Here is a 17,445-nt window from a genome sequence, read left to right as displayed (position 1 = left end):
GCGAAAAGTGAAGCCGGTTGGACGCACGGGACGTTCGAACGGTGCCATCAAGGCGATGTGATCTGCATCACATTGCCCGCGGGCATTGGATCAGGAACGCGCCCCCACCCCGCGAGTCACACTGACAACTTCCTTATGTTGATCAGGGCAAACAGGGACAAGGTGAGCTTCCCTCGGCTCCTGCGCATCGGCCACTTAAACATCACAGAACGATCACGACCGGCTTGTCGCATCTTTTCCCACCAAAGCGGCTTCCGGTTATCAAGATCGACACTGTATGTTCCTGGCTATCCCTTTACTGACGCATGGGACGCAAGAGGCGTTCCACGACAGCGCAAGGAGTTACCTTGAAGCGCATCCTCCTCCCCGCCGGTGGCGCCATTCTGGCCACCGGTCTGCTGGCTGCTGGTCTGGCCAGCACCGCCCAGGCTGACGACACCGTCTCCTCCGACGTCCTCGCCGCTGAGGCGAAGGCCATCGAGACCGTCGAGTTCTGGACCGCGTCCAACAACGCGGCCCTCAAGGGCGCCATCGCCTTCAACCCCGACGCCCTCGAGGTCTCCAAGATCAAGAGCGGTGGTGGCTATACCTCGGACACCAAGCCGGGTTCCACCGCCCCGATTGGCGAGGAGAAGAAGGCGGCCGTCAAGGTCCAGAACGTGAACCTGCCGAAGACCATCGGTAAGGTCTTCTTCGAGGGCCGCGACGGCAAGCTGTACTGGTGCTCCGGCACCTCGATCCAGGCGCAGTACCGCAACCTGGTCGCCACGGCCGGTCACTGCGTGTACGACATCGCCGGCAACGACGAGGTCGTGTCCCGCTGGGTCTTCGTCCCCGGTTACTACCAGGGCAAGGCTCCTTGGGGCATCTACGTGGGTAAGCAGGCCTTCACCCACTACGACTTCGACGTCTACGAGGACTTCGACCGCGACTACGCCTTCGTCACCGTCTACGACGGCATCGGCGGCGTGGCGAACAACTCCACGAAGGTTACTCCCAGCGAGTACAAGGCGCACATCGCCAAGGGTGGCAAGGGTTACGTCAAGGAAACCCCCATCACCGAGAAGGAGTTCGCGGAGGGCTACGCCAAGTACGGCGACGCCGGACCGTACAAGTCGAAGCTGGCCGACCCGACGGTCGAGACCGTCGCGAAGCCCGCCGACGCTGCCGCGAAGATCGAGGACTACATCGCCACGGGCGTCAACGGCGTCCAGCTGACCGGCGTTGAGGTCACCGAGAACACGTACAAGGCCGCCCCGGCGGGTCTCGACAACGGCGCCAAGTTCGAGCGCCTGAGCACCGAGGTCCCGATCAGCAAGGAGGCCTACGACGCTCTGGTGACCGCCAAGGGTGACGGCAAGTTCCTCGGCAGCCTGCGGGTTGTGAAGAACGCTGCCGGCACCGAGACGGCGTGGTTCAAGACGCAGTACTACGTCAAGAAGTGGGTCAAGTCCACTGCGGTGATGAAGTACTGGGTCGAGGACTACTTCGTCGTCGAGCACCTGATCAAGAGCGTCGGTCGCCTCGGCGACAACGTCGGTGGCCAGGGCTTCGCGTGGAACCAGCCGTCCGCCGGCAAGTACGTCCGGACCTTCGGTTACCCGTACGGCCCGCACCTGGACGGCAACCGCCCCTACACGGGCGTTACGCCGAAGTGGTGCTACGGCAAGACCGCGAGCAAGGCTCTGCTGATCCCGTCCAAGAAGGTCGAGGAGCAGCAGTCCCTGAAGTGCGCCGTCACCGCCGGTTACGACGGTGGCCCGTGGCTGTACAAGTACAGCAACAGCAAGCGGCTCGGCTACGTCAACGGTGTCACCAGCCTCATCGCTGACACCGACGACAACAAGCGCTACGACACGATCACCTCGGCGTACTTCGACGGTGAGACCAACGTGATCTACAAGGCCGCTGCGGCCGTGTGGTCCGGCAAGCTCATCAAGTAGTTCGCTGCGGATCGGAACGTCGACCTGGTCTTCGTTCGGTAGCAGTACCAAAGGGCTCGGCATCCTGCCGGGCCCTTTGGCCTTTCTGGTGAAAAATTGATAATTCCCCTTACCAGAGTGACTAATGGGTCGATAGGGTCTTTACACCCCTTTTGACAACTGTGGAGCCTTCCGTGAAGCGCCTGCTCATCCCCCTCGCCGCCGCCGGCCTGAGCGCCGCCGTCCTCGCACCCCCCGCCAGTGCAGCCCCGCATTGGGCAACCGACAATCTCCTGCCCAAGCCGGCCGACGCTTACGGCGCCGCCGCTTTCTGGCTGGACTCCAACGGAGCGGCCCTGCGCAAGGCCACCCAGTACCGCGTGGACGCCAAGGACGTGCCCAAGCTGGTCAACCCGCAGAGCAAGGGGGCCCCCGACGGCAAGCCCGGCATGACCGGCCCGACCACCGCCGCCAAGCCTGCCGCCTCCAAGAACGTCAACCTGCCCAAGACCATCGGCAAGGTGTTCTTCCTCGACAAGGCCGGGCACTACCGCTGGTGCTCGGCCACCTCCATCCAGTCCAAGCACCGCAACCTGGTCGCCACGGCCGGCCACTGCGTGTACGAGACCGGCGAGGACGTCTACCAGAAGTGGGTCTTCGTCCCCGGCTACTACCAGGGCAAGGCCCCCTGGGGCGTCTACGTGGGCGCCTACGCCTTCACCGCGTACGACCTGGACACCTACGACGACTACGACGGCGACTACGCCTTCGTCGCGGTCCACAACGGCTTCGCGCTGACGGGCCAGAAAGAGGTCGTCAAGAGCGAGTTCGCCCAGTGGGCGGGCGACAAGTGGGTCAAGCACGAAGAGATCAAGAAGGAAGAGTACGACGCCGGCTTCGACAAGTACGGTCCGGCCGGGCCGTACTGGTCCAAGGACTTCGACGTCACGCCCGAGAAGGTCGGCCACAGCTACACGGGCCAGAAGGTGCTGACCAAGGTCGAGGTCACCGAGGCCACGTACGCCAAGGCGCCGAAGGACTCGGCCAGTGACGTGAACGGCGAGCAGTACGAGCAGGTCGGCCCGACTCCCATCAGCCAGGAGGAGTACCGGAAGCTCCTGAGCCTCAAGGGCGACGGCAAGTACCTCGGCAAGCTCGACGTCACCAAGAACTCCGCCGGCACCGAGACCGCGTGGTTCGACACCCGCTACTACCTCAAGCAGTGGGTCAAGGCCGGGACGACGGTCCGCTACTTCCGTGACCACTACTACATCGGACTCGCCAAGGACCTCGGCCGTCTCGGTGACGTGGTCGGCGGGCAGGGCTTCGCCTGGAACCAGCCGCTCGGCCAGCAGGTGACCGTCTTCGGCTACCCCAGCGCCCCTCACCCCGACGGCGACCGCCCGTTCTCGGGCGTCACCCCCAAGTGGTGCGCGGGCAAGACCAACACCAAGAGCTACCAGGTCAACACGTTCAAGGTGGAGACCCACCAGGTGCTCAAGTGCTCCATGACCGGCGGCGCCGACGGCGGTCCCTGGCTCATGAAGTACGACAACGGCAAGCGCACCGGCTACGTCAACGGTGTAACCAGCATGTTCGCCGACAACGACGGCAACAACCGGATCGACTACATCAGCTCGGCCATCTTCGACGGTGAGACCGCCGCCGTCTACGACAAGGCCAACTACGCGGAGACGAAGTCGATCGTCGGCCCCAACGGCGAACTGCTCAAGTAAGAAGGCGACTCATGTGGTCCGGGCCGGGTCGGCCCGGACCACACGCATGTCACACGGCCGTGAGCTCCCGCGTGCGCTCGCGCAGCGCCAGCACCGGCCGCTCGTTCTTGTACGGCTCCAGCCGCCGCCGCAGATCCGCGGCGTAGGAGCGGGACCGGGCCGACTGCAGGTCGCTGGCCAGCGTCAGCGCGCCGGCCGCGGCCGAGCACGCCTCCTCCAGTTCCCCGCACTGCAGCAGCCCGGCGGCCAGCAGTGACAGGTTGAACATGCGGCCCCGTACGTAGCGGGAGTCCATGTCGAGGGAGCGGCGCGCCTGGCGTACGACCCGCTCGCCCTCTCCGAGGTCGCGGAAACAGTGGGCGAATTTGGCGGACAGGTAAGCCTCGTCGAAGTAGCTGAGCCACTTGGGCTCCTCGGCGGGCTTGCGGGCCTCGAAGGCGCACTCGGCCTCGTGCAGGGACATGCCGCAGGCGCGGGCGTCGCCCAGGCCGGCGTGCGCGTGGGCCTCCAGGACGTGCGCGGAGGCCAGGAGCGTCTGCACCCCGGCCCTGCGGGCCGCGATCTGGGAGGCCCTGGCCAGGTCGAGGGCGTGCGCCGGCTGGCCCATGTAGATGGCCTGGTGAGCCATGCCGGCCAGGATCTCCCCGCCCAGGGTCTGGTCGTCGGCGCCCCTGGCCAGACGCAGGGCCTGGATCAGGTAGCGCTGGGCGAGGCCGTGTTGCTCCATGTCGTACGCCATCCAGCCTGCCAGCCGGGTCAGCTCGGCCGCGGCGGCGGCCAGCTGCTTGCCGGTGGAGTCGCCGTACGAGCCGTCCTTGAGCAGGGGGGAGACGGCGGTGTCGAGGTATTTGACCACGGACGAGCGGACCCGGCCGCTGCCGAAGCGATTGTCGAGCTCACCGAAGGATCGGGTGACCTCGTGGATGGCGGCGATGTCGGCGCGGCCCACCCGCCGCATGCCCATGCCGCTCGGGCGTCCCTCGGAAGGGGACGTCAACCAGCGTACGGCTCCAACGGAGCCGGCTCCGATCGCGAACGTCGAATCGATCAGGAACCTCCGTCTCTCCACGTCGGCCCGCCACAGCGCCGTCACGGTCGCGACCCCCTCCTGCCACGTGTGCGTGAACTCCTGTCCGAGGTCGAGGGGCGTGATGACGGCCGGCATGCCCAGATCCTCCGAGGTGATCTGCCTGCCGAGCCGTAGGGCGAAAATCTCGGTGAGCAAGCACGGCACCGGATCACGCGGCCTCTGACCTCCGATCCAGCGCAGCACTGAACTGTGGTCGTACTTGAGGCCCGGTGTACCGCGTGCGGCTCCCAGATCGTTGAGGCGCCTGGCCAATCCCTTGTGGGAAAAACCCGCCTCTGCGATGAGCTGCTGCAGCAGTCGATTCGGCTCGCGTTCCATCGCTCTCCTCGTCACAGGAGTCGGCGCCCACATCCTTACAGAGAGCTACTGTTATAGCACCTTGCGTTAACGATTTACGGCAGTTCCCAAAGGTCACCCAAACTCCAACTCCAACCCACACCCTCCGCCGGTTCTGCGCATGGTCAGGCCGACGGCTCTTGCTCCTGGACGGGGACCTCACCTACCCATGGCTCGGCCTAGTAACCCGAAGACCCCTCCGAGCTGGGTGGAGACGCAAAAAGGGTGAGCGGGGGCCGAAAGACCCCCGCTCACAGGCTCACAAGCTCAGAGGCTCACAGGCGCGCGACGCCGTCCGCCCGGGCCTGGGCGGCCACCGCGGCCGTCACGGCGGGCGCGACGCGCTCGTCGAACGGGCTGGGGATGACGTACGTCGTCGAGAGGTCGTCACCGACCACGCCCGCCAGCGCGTTGGCCGCGGCCACCTTCATGTTCTCGGTGATCGTGGTGGCCCGCACGTCGAGCGCGCCGCGGAACACCCCCGGGAAGGCCAGCACGTTGTTGATCTGGTTGGGGAAGTCGGACCGCCCGGTGGCCACCACGCCGGCGTGCCTGGCGGCCACGTCGGGGTGCACCTCCGGCGTCGGGTTCGACAGGGCGAACACGATGGAGTCGGCCGCCATGGAGGCGATGGCCTGCTCGGACACGGTCGATCCCGACAGCCCGACGAACACGTCGGCGCCGGCCAGCGCCTCCTCCGTGGAGCCGGCGTGGCCGGCCTTGTTGGTGTCGCGGGCCAGCGCCTGCTTGACCGGGTTGAGGCCCTCACGGCCCTCGTAGATCATGCCCTTGGAGTCGGAGACCGCGATGTCGCCAATGCCCGCCTCCAGGAGGATGCGGGTGACGGCCACGCCCGAGGCGCCCGCGCCGGCCACGACGGCCCGCAGGTCGCCCAGCGAGCGGCCGGTCAGGCGGGCGGCGTTCTGCAGGGCGGCCAGCACCACGATGGCGGTGCCGTGCTGGTCGTCGTGGAAGACGGGGATGTCGAGCAGGTCGCGCAGCCTGGCCTCGATCTCGAAGCACCGGGGCGCGCTGATGTCCTCCAGGTTGATGCCGCCGAAGGACGGCGCGAGGCGCACCACGGTCTCGACGAGCGCGTCCACGTCGGTGCAGTCGAGGCAGATGGGGACGGCGTCGACGTTCGCGAACTCCTTGAACAGCAGCGCCTTGCCCTCCATGACCGGCATGGCGGCCGAGGGGCCGATGTCTCCGAGGCCGAGCACGGCCGTGCCGTCGGAGACGACGGCGACCACCCTGGAGACCCAGGTGTAGTCGTCGGACAGAGCGGGCGTCTCGGCGATGGCGGTGCAGACCCGGGCGACCCCGGGCGTGTAGGCGAGGGCCAGGTCGTCCGCGTCGCGGACGGGAACGGTGGAGCGGATCTCGATCTTGCCTCCGCGGTGCAGCGCGAATGCCGGATCGAGGTCGAGTGATTCGACGGAAGCAGAAGCGGGCGTGGCAGCCACAGCGACCCCTGTAGTCATTGGTAGCGGAAGAGACCTTCGGCGGACGAGCGCGAGCGGGCTGGCTTCGGTAGCTGCCAGGATCCCCTCGCCGATCATCTCGAGAGGGGGTTCGGGGGTCACCCGTCTCCCCATAGTGCCACATGGTGAGATGGTGTTCGGTGTCGGAGACGACGCCGTTCTGTTGACGCATCGTTAAACGCCGGATGACGGAGCGCTGGTAAACCCCCCTTAAACTGCACAAAACGCAAGTTTCGTGGTATTTCACATCGAGGAGGCCGTACATGGCCCTCAGACCCAAGGGCCGCCGTGGCTACGCCGCCGGCGCGCTCGCCTTGACAGCTGTTCTCGCGCTGACCGCGTGCGGCGGCGAGACCGGCTCGAGCTCCGGCGGCACCACCAGTGCGAGCGCCTCCGCGGCGGGCGGCGTCAAGCTGGTGCAGCCCGGCAAGCTCACGGTCTGCACGAACATCCCGTACGAGCCGTTCCAGTTCAAGGACGCGAGCGGCAAGATCGTCGGGTTCGACGTGGACATCGTCGACCTCGCCGCGAAGAAGCTGGGCGTGACCCAGAACATCGTGGACATCGACTTCGCCGTGATCAAGAGTGGCGCCGCCATGGCCGCGGGCAAGTGCGACGTGGCCGCCGCCGGCATGACGATCACCGACGAGCGCAAGCAGAACATCGACTTCTCCGAGCCCTACTTCGACGCCACGCAGGCACTGCTGGCCAAGAAGGGGACGGGCGCGACGTCGCTGGAGGACGTCAAGGCCAAGGGGCTCAAACTGGGCGCCCAGGCCAGCACGACCGGCCTCGAGTACGTCAAGAAGAACGGCTTCGACCCCACCGAGTACGCCGACTCGGCCAAGGAGCTGCTGGCCCTGCAGGCGGGCCAGGCCGACGTGATCATCCAGGACCTCCCGGTGGTGCTCACCTGGCTGAAGAAGCCCGATGTCGCCGCGAAGTTCGAGCTGATCGGCAGCCTCGACACCGGCGAGCAGTACGGCATCGGCCTGAAGAAGGGCTCCGACCCGACGCTGCTCAAGACGATCAACGACGAGATCGCCAAGGCCAAGCAGGACGGCACCTACGAGCAGATCTACGTGAAGTGGTTCGGCAAGAAGCCTGGCGAGCTGGGCTGATCCATGGCCGACCAGCCGAAGACGGCTGAGCCTGGGCGTGCCAGGCTCAGCCCTCGGAAGAAGCAGCAGGTCAGCCGCGGCATCCAGTACCTCGTCCTGGTCGCCGCGCTCGTCGGCGTCGTCCTGTACGCGGACTGGGGCAGCCTCGCCCAGAACTTCGCCAAGCCCGACGTGGCGCGTGAGGCGCTGCCCGACCTGTTCACCGTCGCGCTGCGCAACACGATCATCTACGCGGTCGGCGGATTCGTGTGCTCGTTCGTGCTGGGCCTGCTGCTGGCGCTCATGCGTCTCTCGCAGGTCCGGCCGTACCGGTGGATCGCGCTCGTCTACATCGAGATCTTCCGCGGCCTGCCCGCGCTGCTGATCTTCCTGATGATCACGTTCCTGCCGCTGGCACTGCCGGGGTTCCAGGTGCCCTTCGGCACGTACGGACAGGGCATCCTCGGGCTCGGCCTGGTCGGCGCCGCCTACCAGGCGGAGGTGTTCCGGGCCGGCCTGCAGGCCGTGCCCAAGGGGCAGACGGAGGCCGCCAGGTCGCTGGGCATGTCGGCCACCCGGTCCCAGATCACCGTGGTGATCCCGCAGGCCGTCCGGATGGTCATCCCGCCGACCACCAACCAGTTCGTGGCCCTGCTCAAGGACTCGTCGCTGGTGCTGTTCCTCGGCGTCTCCGGCGAGTACGTCGAGCTGGCCAAGTTCGGCAACGACCTGGCCTCCCAGTACGCCAACGCCACGCCCATCATGGTCGCCGGCGTGACGTACCTGATCGTCACCATCCCGCTGGGATACCTCGCGTCCCGGCTCGAGGGACGCAAGGGGAGCACACGATGACGCACGCCATCGAGCTGAGGGACCTGCACAAATACTTCGGCAAGAACGAGGTGCTCAAGGGCATCGACATGACGGTCGAGCCCGGCCAGGTGGTCTGCGTCATCGGCCCGTCGGGCTCGGGCAAGTCCACCCTGCTGCGCTGCGTGAACCTGCTGGAGACGCCCACCAGGGGCAAGGTGTTCGTGGAGGGCATCGAGGTCACCGACCCCGACGTGGACATCGACGCCGTACGCCGCCGCATCGGCATGGTCTTCCAGCAGTTCAACCTGTTCCCGCACATGACCGCGCTGCAGAACGTCATGATCGCCCAGCAGCGGGTGCTGAAGCGGAGCAGGAAGGAGGCCGAGGTCGTCGCCAGGGAGAACCTGGACAAGGTCGGCGTCGGCGCCAAATGCGACTCCCTGCCGGGCCAGCTCTCGGGCGGGCAGCAGCAGCGCGTCGCGATCGCCAGGGCGCTGGCCATGAACCCGGACCTGATGCTCTTCGACGAGCCCACCTCGGCGCTCGACCCCGAGCTGGTCGGCGACGTGCTCACCGTCATGCGCAAGCTGGCGGAGGAGGGGATGACCATGCTCGTGGTCACCCACGAGATGGGCTTCGCGCGGGAGGTGGCCGACCGGGTGGTGTTCATGGACGGCGGTGTGATCGTCGAGGACGGCGTGCCCGCCCAGGTGATCGGCGACCCGCAGCATGAGCGCACCCGTGCGTTCCTGCGCCGCGTCCTGCATCCCGAGGAGTAGCCCACCGCGGAGGGCGGGGCGCGCGCGGTCGCCCCGCTCTCTGCTGTAATAGACCGGCATGGACCTCACCTCTTACGCCGAGTGGGCGGTCCGGCTGGCGAACGACCCCGACCCGCCACCCGAGCTCAGGGGGCTGCGCGACGAGCTGACCGCCGTCTTCGACGCGGCCGGTGACGAGCGGGCCGTGGCCGAGCGGCTCAACGCCCTGCTCGACCGCCATCCCGTACGCCCCCAGCTGTCCGACCACGACGGCCGCCGCTGGCACCTCCACCTCGCCGAGGACCCGGCCGCGACCGCCGTGATGGGCCTGGCCGCCGTCGTCGCCGAGCTGGGCGTGGACCGTCTCGGCCGGTGCCAGGAGCCGCACTGCGGGCTGGCCTTCCTCGACACCTCCTCCAACCGCTCCCGCCGCTACTGCTCGGCCCGCTGCGCCAGCCGCGCGAACGTGGCCGCCTTCCGCGCCCGCCGCAAGGACGGCGCCTGAACGACGAGCCCGCCGCAAGGACGCGCCTGAGCGACGGGCCCGCCGCACGAGCGGCGCCTAAACGGCCGCTAGCGGGCCCGCCGCACGAGCGGCCAGTAGCGCAGCACCACGCGGCCCACGATGTCGGTCACGGGGCCGAAGTCCCAGCTGTCACGGCGACCGCCGGCCCGCTGGTTGTCGCTCTCCAGCCACCAGCCGTCCTCTCCGTGCCACTGCGCCCGCTTCACGATGAGCCGGCCGGGATCGTCCGGAAGCCTGGCCACCACGAGGTCACCCGGGTGCACAGTGGCGCCCCGGCGGACCAGGAGCCAGTCACCGGGCACCAGCGCGGGACGCATCGAATCCCCTTCGACACGCACTCTCATGGGCTGTGACCCCCTACTCCACGGGCGTTGGGACACGAGTAAGGTCGGTTGTGGACCAAGCTGATTCAGCATCCAGGAAGGACTTTCTGATGCTCGCACGACTGCTACGACCCAAGCATGTCGCTTCCGCACACTGCGACCTGCCCTGTGGGGTCTACGACCCCGCTCAGGCCCGCATCGAGGCCGAGTCGGTCAAGGCGATCATGGAGAAGTACGCGGCCAACGAGGACCCGGTCTTCCGCGCCCGCGCGATCAAAATCAAGGAGGAGCGCGCCGAGCTGGTCAAGCACCACCTGTGGGTGCTGTGGACCGACTACTTCAAGCCGCCGCACCTCGAGCAGTACCCGCAGCTTCACCAGCTCTTCTGGGACGCCACGAAGCTGGCGGGTGCCGCCGGCGCCAAGGGCACGGTCGAGGTCGCCAAGGCTGAGGACCTCCTGGGCAAGATCGACGAAATCTCCAAGATCTTCTGGGAGACCAAGGCCGCCTAAAACGGCACATAAGGCTCTGTGCGGCGACCTGCCGCGCAGAGCCTTTTCCGTTGATGGCGAGTCTGAATAGTCCAACCACCGCTCAGGGGCGGTAAGTTGCAGTCAGCGTCGGATTCGCGAGGAGGAACGTGACCGAGGAAACCGAGACGCGCGCGGAGGGCGTGGCCGGCATCCGCGATGTGGTGAGCATCAGGCTCCCCGCCGCGAGTGCCTACCTGTCTGTGCTGCGTACGGCTACCGCCGGCCTGGCGGCCCGGCTTGACTTCACCCTGGACGAGATCGAGGATCTGCGGATCGCGGTCGACGAGGCCTGCGCGATGCTGCTCAGCGAGGCGGTGCCGGGCACCGACCTGACCGCGGAGTTCGAGCTCACCGGGCAGGAGATGCAGGTCAGGGTCGAGGTGGCCACCGTCGGCAGCTCCGCGCCCAAGCGCGACGACTTCGCCTGGATGGTGCTGACCGCCCTGGCCGACGACGTCGACGCGGTGACCGACTCCGCCGATCGGATGGCGATCGTCCTGCGTAAGCGCCGAGGCGCGGCCCAGAGTGCAGCGGGGCCGGCGTGACGGAAAGGACTGGAGCCATGGCCACCAGCGAACACGCCGTGCCCGACAGGGTGCGCGCCCGCATGCTCTTCGCCGAGCTGGCCGAGCTGGGCCCCGAGGAGCCGCGCCGCCAGCGCATCAGGGATGAGCTGGTCGAGCTTCACCTTCCTCTGGTCGAATACCTGGCCCGCCGCTTCCGCAACAGGGGCGAGTGGCTCGACGACCTCACCCAGGTCGCCACCATCGGTCTGATCAAGTCCATCGACCGCTTCGACCTCAATCGCGGCGTGGAGTTCTCCACCTATGCCACGCCCACCATCGTCGGCGAGATCAAGCGTCACTTCCGCGACAAGGGCTGGGCGGTCCGGGTGCCGCGCCGCCTGCAGGAGCTGAAGCTCTCGCTGACGAAGGCGATAAGCGATCTGTCGCAGCGCGAGGGACGCGCCCCGACCGTGGCCGAGCTGGCCTCCTACCTGAAGATGACCGAGGAGGAGGTGCTGGAGGGGCTCGAGTCGGCCAACGCCTACTCGACCGTGTCCCTCGACGCGCCCGACTCGGGAGACGACGACGCCCCCGCGGTGTCCGACTCGCTCGGCATCGTGGACGAGTCGCTCGAGGGCGTCGAATATCGCGAGTCGCTCAAACCGCTGCTCGAGCGGCTGCCACCGCGCGAGAAGCGCATCCTGCTGCTGCGCTTCTTCGGCAACATGACGCAGTCGCAGATCGCGACCGAGCTGGGCATCTCGCAGATGCACGTCTCGCGCCTGCTGGCCCGCACGCTCGCCCAGCTGCGCGAGGGCCTGACGGCCGACGACTAGCCGGCTTTCCGCACGTCACGTGCGGAAAGGGCATCAGCCATCGCCGTAGAGAGCATGGGTGGTGGGAGGCGCCAGCAGGGTCACCAGCCCCGCCAGGGCGACCACGATCAGCGGGATCCCGAGTTGCGGCTGGTCCGACGTGACGAGCGTGCCGCCGACGGGCAGCATGAAGATCTGGGTCAGCACGGCCGGCGCCCTCCCCCACCGCTCCATCCTGAACAGCCCGCCCCAGGCCACCCAGAGCAGGCCGGCGCCGATCAGCAGCCCGAACGCCGCCTCGGCCAGCGCGGTTGTCAGGTCGTCGGGCGTCCCGGTCAGGGTCTCCACCACGACGAAGACGCCGAGTCCGAGCGCGATCAGGCCCTCCAGGGCGACGACTGCGGCGGCGGCGAGGAGGGTAAGCGGGCGACCGTTCACGGTCCGTACCCTACCTCTCGGGCCGGTCGGGCCGGAAAATAGGACGTTCGGCCGATAAGACGGACAAGGATCAGCGGTTACGCTGGCGCTATGCGCGCAATGCTGCTGGTCAATCCCAAGGCCACCACCACGAACGCCCGCACGCGGAACGTGTTGATCCGCGCGCTCGGCGCAGCCGTGGAGCTCGCCGTCGAGGAGACCCGTTACCGCGGTCATGCCGCGTCGCTGGCGGCCACGGCGCGCGCCAAGGGCTACGACGTCGTGGCGGTGCTGGGCGGCGACGGGACGATCAACGAGGCCGTCAACGGCCTGCTCAACCCGGTGAACGGCGAGGAGGTCCGGCCCGACGGCGATCCCAGCGCCGGGCGGCCCGGGCTCATCGTCATCCCCGGAGGCAGCGCGAACGTCTTCGCCCGCGCGCTGGGCCTGCCCAACGACCCGGTGGAGTCCACGGGCGTGGTGCTGGAGGCGCTCAGGGACGGCCGGCGCAGGACCGTGGGTTTGGGCCAAGCCCTTTGGGAGGGCCAGAGCAGATATTTCACCTTCTGTTCGGGAATGGGATACGACGCAGAGGTTGTACGGGCCGTAGAGGGCCTGCGGGGCACCGGCCGTAAAGCTACTCCGACCCGGTATGTGAACACCGCTCTACGGCACTATCTGGCCACGGACAAGCGGCATCCCGCGATGACCGTGACCGGTCCCGGGATCCCGACGGCCAGAGGGGTGTTCATGGCCATCGTTTCCAACACCTCACCGTGGACCTACGTGGGCAGCAGGCCCGTCCGGCCCACCCCGTGGGCCGGCTTCGAGACCGGGCTCGACCTCCTGGGGCTACGGCGCATGGGGCTCATGACGCTCGCGCCGGTGATCCGGCACATCCTCACGGAGAGTGACATCCTCCCGTCCGGCCGGCACCTCGTCCAGCTCCATGACGAGCCCGAGTTCACCCTCACGGCGAGCCGCCCTGTGGCCTTCCAGCTGGACGGGGACTACCTGGGGGAACGCGAAACCGTAACATTCCGGTCTACACCGAACGCGTTACAAGTTTTGGTCTAGATGGTTACATTCGGTCATTGTGTGACGCATCCGACATCCATAACCGCCAAAACTTCCCGTCAACCCCCTTGCGTGCACTCTCCGTGGCTGAAAAGCTCTGGATGTCGGAACGTAGGACCTTTAACAACCCCAGGTCCTCCGATGACCAGCGGACGACCCCGGTCCCACACAGGATCCGGGTAATTGTTCGCGCGAGTTAGTGAAACTCTTCACAAAGTAGCCGCACGGAGCCGACCAGAGGTTCCATCTACTAAGGAGTGGACGCATGGACTGGCGCCACCGAGCTGCCTGCCGTGACGTGGACCCCGAGCTGTTCTTCCCGATCGGCAACACCGGCCCGGCACTCATGCAGATCGAGGAGGCCAAGCAGGTCTGTCGTTCCTGCTCGGCCGTCGAGGCCTGCCTGAAGTGGGCACTTGAGTCCGGCCAGGACGCCGGCGTCTGGGGCGGTCTGAGCGAGGACGAGCGCCGCGCGGTCAAGCGCCGCTCCGCTCGCGCCCGCGCCCGCGCCACCGCCTGAAAACCCTCACACAACGACGGCACCCAGTGCTGTCAACTGGGCCGTCAGCTGGACGGGAGCGGGATCGACAGCACGACCTCGGTGCCGCCTTCCAGGCGTGGCTCGATGGTGAGCCGCCCCGACAGCTCCCCCTCCACCAGCGTACGGACGATCTGCAGCCCCAGGCTGGTCGAGCTGTCGAGATCGAAGCCCCCGGGAAGCCCCCGGCCGTCGTCCCAGACGGTCACGTTCAGCCGCTCGAGGGTAGGCTCGACGACCACTTCCAGCCTCTTGGGGCGCCCGTGTTGCAGCGCGTTCTGCAACAGCTCGGTCAGCGCCATGGCCAGCGGTGTGGCGATGAGCGAGGGCAGGACGCCGAACCCGCCCACCCGGCGCGGCATGACGGCCACCTCGGGCGACGACACCTCCCCGGCCATCGCGATCACCCGGTCGGCGATCTCGTCGAAGTCCACGAACTCCTCGGGGGCATGAGACAGCGTCTCGTGCACGATCGCGATCGACCCGACCCGGCGTACGGCCTCCTCCAGCGCCTCCCGCCCCTCGGGCACCTGGAGCCGCCTGGCCTGGAGCCTGAGCAGGGCGGCCACCGTCTGCAGGTTGTTCTTCACCCGGTGGTGGATCTCGCGGATGGTGGCGTCCTTCGTCATCAGCTCGCGCTCGCGCCGCCGCAGCTCCGTCACGTCCCTGATGAGCACCAGCGCGCCGATGCGACCCCCGCCGACGATCAGCGGGATGGCCCTGAGCTGCACGATCGTGCCGCCGGACTCGACCTCGGTCTCCTTGGCCGCGCGCCCGCTGGCCACGATCATGAGGTCCTCGTTGATCGGCTCGTCGGAATAGCACAGCGTGGCCGTGACCCGGCCCAGCTCGGCGCCGACCAGGTCCGCGTGCAGGCCGAGCCGGCGGTAGGCGGACAGGGCGTTCGGGGACGCGTACGTGACGCGCCCGGCCCGGTCGAGCCTGAGCAGGCCGTCTCCCACGCGCGGCGAGCGCACGAGGATCGGCTCCTCGCCGGAGAACGGGAAGCGGCCCTCGGCCACCATCTGCGCCAGGTCGGAGGCGCTCTGCAGGTAGGTCAGCTCCAGCCGGGAGGGCGTGCGGGCCGAGGACAGGTTGGTGGAGCGCTGGATGACCGCGAGGAAGCGCCCCTCGCCGCCCTCGACCGCGCGGCGCACGGGGATGGTCTCCTCCCTGACCGGCACGCCGGTGGACCAGTCGGGATCGCCCTCGCGGCAGATGCGCCGCTCGTTCCAGGCCGTGTCGATGAGCTGGCGCTCGCCCTTGGCGGCCACGCTGCCGACGATGTCGTCGTGATAGACGGTCGGGCCGGTGGTGGGGCGCATCTGGGCGATCGCGATCCAGCCGTTCTCCCCCAGCAGCGGCGCCCACAGGATGAGGTCGGCGAACGACAGGTCGGCCAGCAGCTGCCAGTCGGAGACCAGCGAGTGCAGCCAGTCGAGGTCCGCCTCGTCGAGCGCTGTGTGGCGGGCTACGAGGTCGCTGAGAGTCGGCACGAGTGCATCATGCGTGCTTTTCCGCGCAACAACCAAACCGACCCCCGGTGAGACCGGCACGTTTGCGGGCAGACTTCGCCGCTCCCGGGGCATATCACCATAGGGCGTTCGCACGCCCCCTCAGTCGCACAGTGAAGACAGATACGGCATCGTTCACCCAACTGGTCTTATCCCGAAATCTCATATTGTGAGAACCGTCACACTGCGAAGCCGCCCGGATCTCAGGACGAGGCAGGGCACGGTCGGCCGGAGGTGATCCACACGGGCAGGTGCTCCTACCGCGACACGGCGCGTGGACCGGCCTCGGTTGTGATCGCGCACGCTGCTGTGGATATCCTTCACAATCAACCTGAGCTGCCCGGATCCGCGCGTGCCGGCACCCGTACGCGTCCGGCGCCGGTCCACCGCTCCAGCCCGCGGTTGACCACTCGGGCCGAAGTGAGTTCCGATGATCTCGCGGTGATCAGACACGCCCTCACCGCCGTGGCAGAAGTGAAGGTGAGAGCGTGACAGACGACAGCCCCCGCGTTCCCAAGTACTACGACGTGAAACGGGCCCTGCTCGAGCTCACCAAGACCCTCCCCGCCGGTACGGCGCTGCCGCCCGAGCGCACGCTGGCCGTCCGGTTCGAGACCTCGCGCACCACGGTCAGGCAGGCGCTGACCGAGCTCGTGGTCGAGGGACGGCTGCTGCGCATCCAGGGCAAGGGCACGTTCGTGGCGCAACCGAAGGTCGCGCAGGTGCTGCAGCTGACCTCGTACATCGGAGACCTGCGCACGGCCGGGCTGGAACCGGACACCAAGATCCTGGAGATCGGCTACATCACCGCCGACGAGGCCCTGGCGCGGCGGCTGGCCATCAACCCCGGCGGTCGCGTGCTGCGCATCCACCGGCTCAGGCTGGCCAACGGCGAGCCGGTCTCGATCGACACCACCCACCTGTCCGCGCGCCGCTTCCCCCGGCTGCGGCGCGAGCTGGAGGTGCACGCCTCGCTGTACGAGACGCTGCACAACGCCTACAACGTGCGGCTGACGGACGCCGAGGAGATCATCGAGACCGTCCTGGCCACCCCCTACGACGCCAAGGCCCTCGGCGTGGACGTCGGCCTGCCGATGCTCCTGCTCACCCGCCACGCCTTCGACGCCGACGGCAACCCCGTCGAGTGGGCCCAGTCGCTCTACCGCGGCGACCGGTACAAGTTCGTCACCCGCCTGCGCCGCCCCTGAGGCCGCGCGCGGCACTCCTAAGCTGGTCACATGAGCATCCTCGTCGTCACGGGCACCGGCGCCGGCGTGGGCAAGACCGTGGTGGCGGCCGCCCTGGCGGCGCTCGCGCTGGCGCGCGGGTCCACGGCGGCCGTGGTCAAGCCCGCCCAGACCGGCGTCCCGGCCGGCGCGCCCGGCGACGTGGACGAGGTGATCCGGCTGTCCGGCATCACCACCACGTTCGAGCTGGGCCGCTTCCCCGGCCCGCTCTCGCCGGCCGCCGCCGCGAGAGCCGCCGGGATGCCGCCCGTGTCGCTGGCGGGGGCCGCCGAGCTGGTGCGGGAGCTGGCGGAGAGCAACCGGCTGGTGGTCGTGGAGGGGACGGGCGGGCTGCTCGACCGCTACGACGAGGACGGCACCACCGTCGCCGACCTCGCCCGTACGCTCCAGGCGCAGGTGCTGGTCGTCGTGCGGGCGGGCGGCGACACCGTCAACCACACCGCGCTCACGCTGGAGGCGATGGCCCACCGCGGGCTCGACCTGGCCGGGGTCGTCATCGGGCGCTGGCCCGCCGCGCCGGGGCAGGCCGAGCGGAGTGACGTGGCCGACCTGGAGATGCTGGCCGCCCGCCCCCTGGCCGGGGCGCTGCCCGAGGGCGCGGGCCGCCTCGCTGACAGGCGGGCGTTCGCGAAGGTGGCGCGCAAGGGGCTGGGCGCCACGCTCGGCGGCGCGTTCGACCCGGCGGGGTTCAGGCAGAGCGTCTGAGGGGT

Annotated in this window: 18 protein-coding genes; 13 read left to right on the top strand and 5 right to left on the bottom strand. The window is 68.2% G+C overall.

Annotated elements, in window-relative coordinates; genetic code table 11:
• The first annotated feature begins 347 nt into the window (after positions 1 to 347).
• Entirely contained in the window at positions 348 to 1,943 is a 1,596-nt protein-coding gene (locus ACTWPW_RS29730) for a trypsin-like serine peptidase (RefSeq protein ID WP_443170577.1), read from the top strand.
• A 173-nt stretch (positions 1,944 to 2,116) separates the two neighbouring features.
• Positions 2,117 to 3,658, top strand: coding sequence for a trypsin-like serine peptidase (locus tag ACTWPW_RS29725; protein WP_443170576.1), 1,542 nt, complete (start codon positions 2,117 to 2,119; stop codon positions 3,656 to 3,658).
• Between the two features lie 49 nt (positions 3,659 to 3,707).
• On the opposite strand, the gene ACTWPW_RS29720 is transcribed toward ACTWPW_RS29725, so the two are convergent.
• Positions 3,708 to 4,892 carry a hypothetical protein gene (locus ACTWPW_RS29720; RefSeq protein ID WP_443170575.1) on the bottom strand — a complete coding sequence of 395 codons (1,185 nt, stop codon included), beginning with the start codon at positions 4,890 to 4,892 and terminating at the stop codon, positions 3,708 to 3,710.
• Positions 4,893 to 5,359: 467 nt separating this feature from the next.
• Complete coding sequence (locus ACTWPW_RS29715) at positions 5,360 to 6,568, bottom strand: NAD(P)-dependent malic enzyme (protein WP_375118616.1); 1,209 nt, start codon at positions 6,566 to 6,568, stop codon at positions 5,360 to 5,362.
• A gap of 263 nt (positions 6,569 to 6,831) precedes the next feature.
• On the opposite strand from ACTWPW_RS29715, the gene ACTWPW_RS29710 reads away from it, so the two are divergent.
• From ACTWPW_RS29710 to ACTWPW_RS29695, 4 genes are read left to right on the top strand one after another with little or no spacing between them, the layout of a single operon-like run.
• On the top strand, positions 6,832 to 7,689 hold the full coding sequence (locus ACTWPW_RS29710; protein WP_375118617.1) for an ABC transporter substrate-binding protein: 858 nt from the start codon (positions 6,832 to 6,834) through the stop codon (positions 7,687 to 7,689).
• 3 nt (positions 7,690 to 7,692) lie between these two features.
• Positions 7,693 to 8,520 carry an amino acid ABC transporter permease gene (locus ACTWPW_RS29705; protein ID WP_375118618.1) on the top strand — a complete coding sequence of 276 codons (828 nt, stop codon included), beginning with the start codon at positions 7,693 to 7,695 and terminating at the stop codon, positions 8,518 to 8,520.
• On the top strand, positions 8,517 to 9,260 hold the full coding sequence (locus tag ACTWPW_RS29700) for an amino acid ABC transporter ATP-binding protein (protein ID WP_375118619.1): 744 nt from the start codon (positions 8,517 to 8,519) through the stop codon (positions 9,258 to 9,260). Before ACTWPW_RS29705 ends, ACTWPW_RS29700 begins: the two co-directional genes overlap by 4 nt.
• A gap of 58 nt (positions 9,261 to 9,318) precedes the next feature.
• Positions 9,319 to 9,744 carry a CGNR zinc finger domain-containing protein gene (locus ACTWPW_RS29695; protein ID WP_375118620.1) on the top strand — a complete coding sequence of 142 codons (426 nt, stop codon included), beginning with the start codon at positions 9,319 to 9,321 and terminating at the stop codon, positions 9,742 to 9,744.
• A gap of 68 nt (positions 9,745 to 9,812) precedes the next feature.
• Here the strand turns inward: ACTWPW_RS29695 and ACTWPW_RS29690 are convergent, their stop codons facing one another.
• Positions 9,813 to 10,181 (bottom strand): S24 family peptidase, encoded by a 369-nt coding sequence (locus ACTWPW_RS29690; RefSeq protein ID WP_375118621.1) that lies wholly within the window; start codon positions 10,179 to 10,181, stop codon positions 9,813 to 9,815.
• A 17-nt stretch (positions 10,182 to 10,198) separates the two neighbouring features.
• Between ACTWPW_RS29690 and sodN the strand changes: the two genes are divergently transcribed.
• The 3 genes from sodN to ACTWPW_RS29675 all read left to right on the top strand — a co-directional run bounded on the left by sodN (position 10,199) and on the right by ACTWPW_RS29675 (position 11,963).
• Positions 10,199 to 10,600: a superoxide dismutase, Ni gene (sodN, locus tag ACTWPW_RS29685; RefSeq protein ID WP_148442130.1), complete on the top strand. Its 402-nt coding sequence runs from the start codon at positions 10,199 to 10,201 to the stop codon at positions 10,598 to 10,600.
• A 128-nt stretch (positions 10,601 to 10,728) separates the two neighbouring features.
• Positions 10,729 to 11,166 carry an anti-sigma factor gene (locus ACTWPW_RS29680; RefSeq protein ID WP_364125859.1) on the top strand — a complete coding sequence of 146 codons (438 nt, stop codon included), beginning with the start codon at positions 10,729 to 10,731 and terminating at the stop codon, positions 11,164 to 11,166.
• Between the two features lie 17 nt (positions 11,167 to 11,183).
• A complete protein-coding gene (locus tag ACTWPW_RS29675; protein WP_171074665.1) occupies positions 11,184 to 11,963 on the top strand; it encodes an RNA polymerase sigma factor SigF in 780 nt (259 codons plus the stop codon).
• 33 nt (positions 11,964 to 11,996) lie between these two features.
• Here the strand turns inward: ACTWPW_RS29675 and ACTWPW_RS29670 are convergent, their stop codons facing one another.
• On the bottom strand, positions 11,997 to 12,380 hold the full coding sequence (locus ACTWPW_RS29670; protein WP_375118622.1) for a hypothetical protein: 384 nt from the start codon (positions 12,378 to 12,380) through the stop codon (positions 11,997 to 11,999).
• A 90-nt stretch (positions 12,381 to 12,470) separates the two neighbouring features.
• Between ACTWPW_RS29670 and ACTWPW_RS29665 the strand changes: the two genes are divergently transcribed.
• Together ACTWPW_RS29665 and ACTWPW_RS29660 are read left to right on the top strand one after the other, a co-directional pair.
• On the top strand, positions 12,471 to 13,436 hold the full coding sequence (locus ACTWPW_RS29665) for a diacylglycerol/lipid kinase family protein (RefSeq protein WP_443170574.1): 966 nt from the start codon (positions 12,471 to 12,473) through the stop codon (positions 13,434 to 13,436).
• Positions 13,437 to 13,701: 265 nt separating this feature from the next.
• A complete protein-coding gene (locus tag ACTWPW_RS29660) occupies positions 13,702 to 13,956 on the top strand; it encodes a WhiB family transcriptional regulator (RefSeq protein ID WP_364125850.1) in 255 nt (84 codons plus the stop codon).
• A 44-nt stretch (positions 13,957 to 14,000) separates the two neighbouring features.
• Here ACTWPW_RS29660 and ACTWPW_RS29655 read toward each other — a convergent pair whose 3' ends face one another.
• A complete protein-coding gene (locus ACTWPW_RS29655; RefSeq protein ID WP_375118624.1) occupies positions 14,001 to 15,470 on the bottom strand; it encodes a histidine kinase N-terminal domain-containing protein in 1,470 nt (489 codons plus the stop codon).
• A gap of 506 nt (positions 15,471 to 15,976) precedes the next feature.
• Here ACTWPW_RS29655 and ACTWPW_RS29650 point away from each other — a divergent pair.
• Together ACTWPW_RS29650 and bioD are read left to right on the top strand one after the other, a co-directional pair.
• Positions 15,977 to 16,696: a GntR family transcriptional regulator gene (locus ACTWPW_RS29650; RefSeq protein ID WP_080045341.1), complete on the top strand. Its 720-nt coding sequence runs from the start codon at positions 15,977 to 15,979 to the stop codon at positions 16,694 to 16,696.
• Between the two features lie 30 nt (positions 16,697 to 16,726).
• A complete protein-coding gene (gene bioD, locus ACTWPW_RS29645; RefSeq protein ID WP_443170573.1) occupies positions 16,727 to 17,440 on the top strand; it encodes a dethiobiotin synthase in 714 nt (237 codons plus the stop codon).
• The last annotated feature ends 5 nt before the right edge of the window (positions 17,441 to 17,445 follow it).

This window comes from Nonomuraea sp. KM90 (assembly GCF_052246675.1).
Lineage (GTDB): Bacteria > Actinomycetota > Actinomycetes > Streptosporangiales > Streptosporangiaceae > Nonomuraea.
Note: the sequence above shows the minus strand (reverse complement) of the source record. Positions and strands in the feature narration are given on the sequence as shown.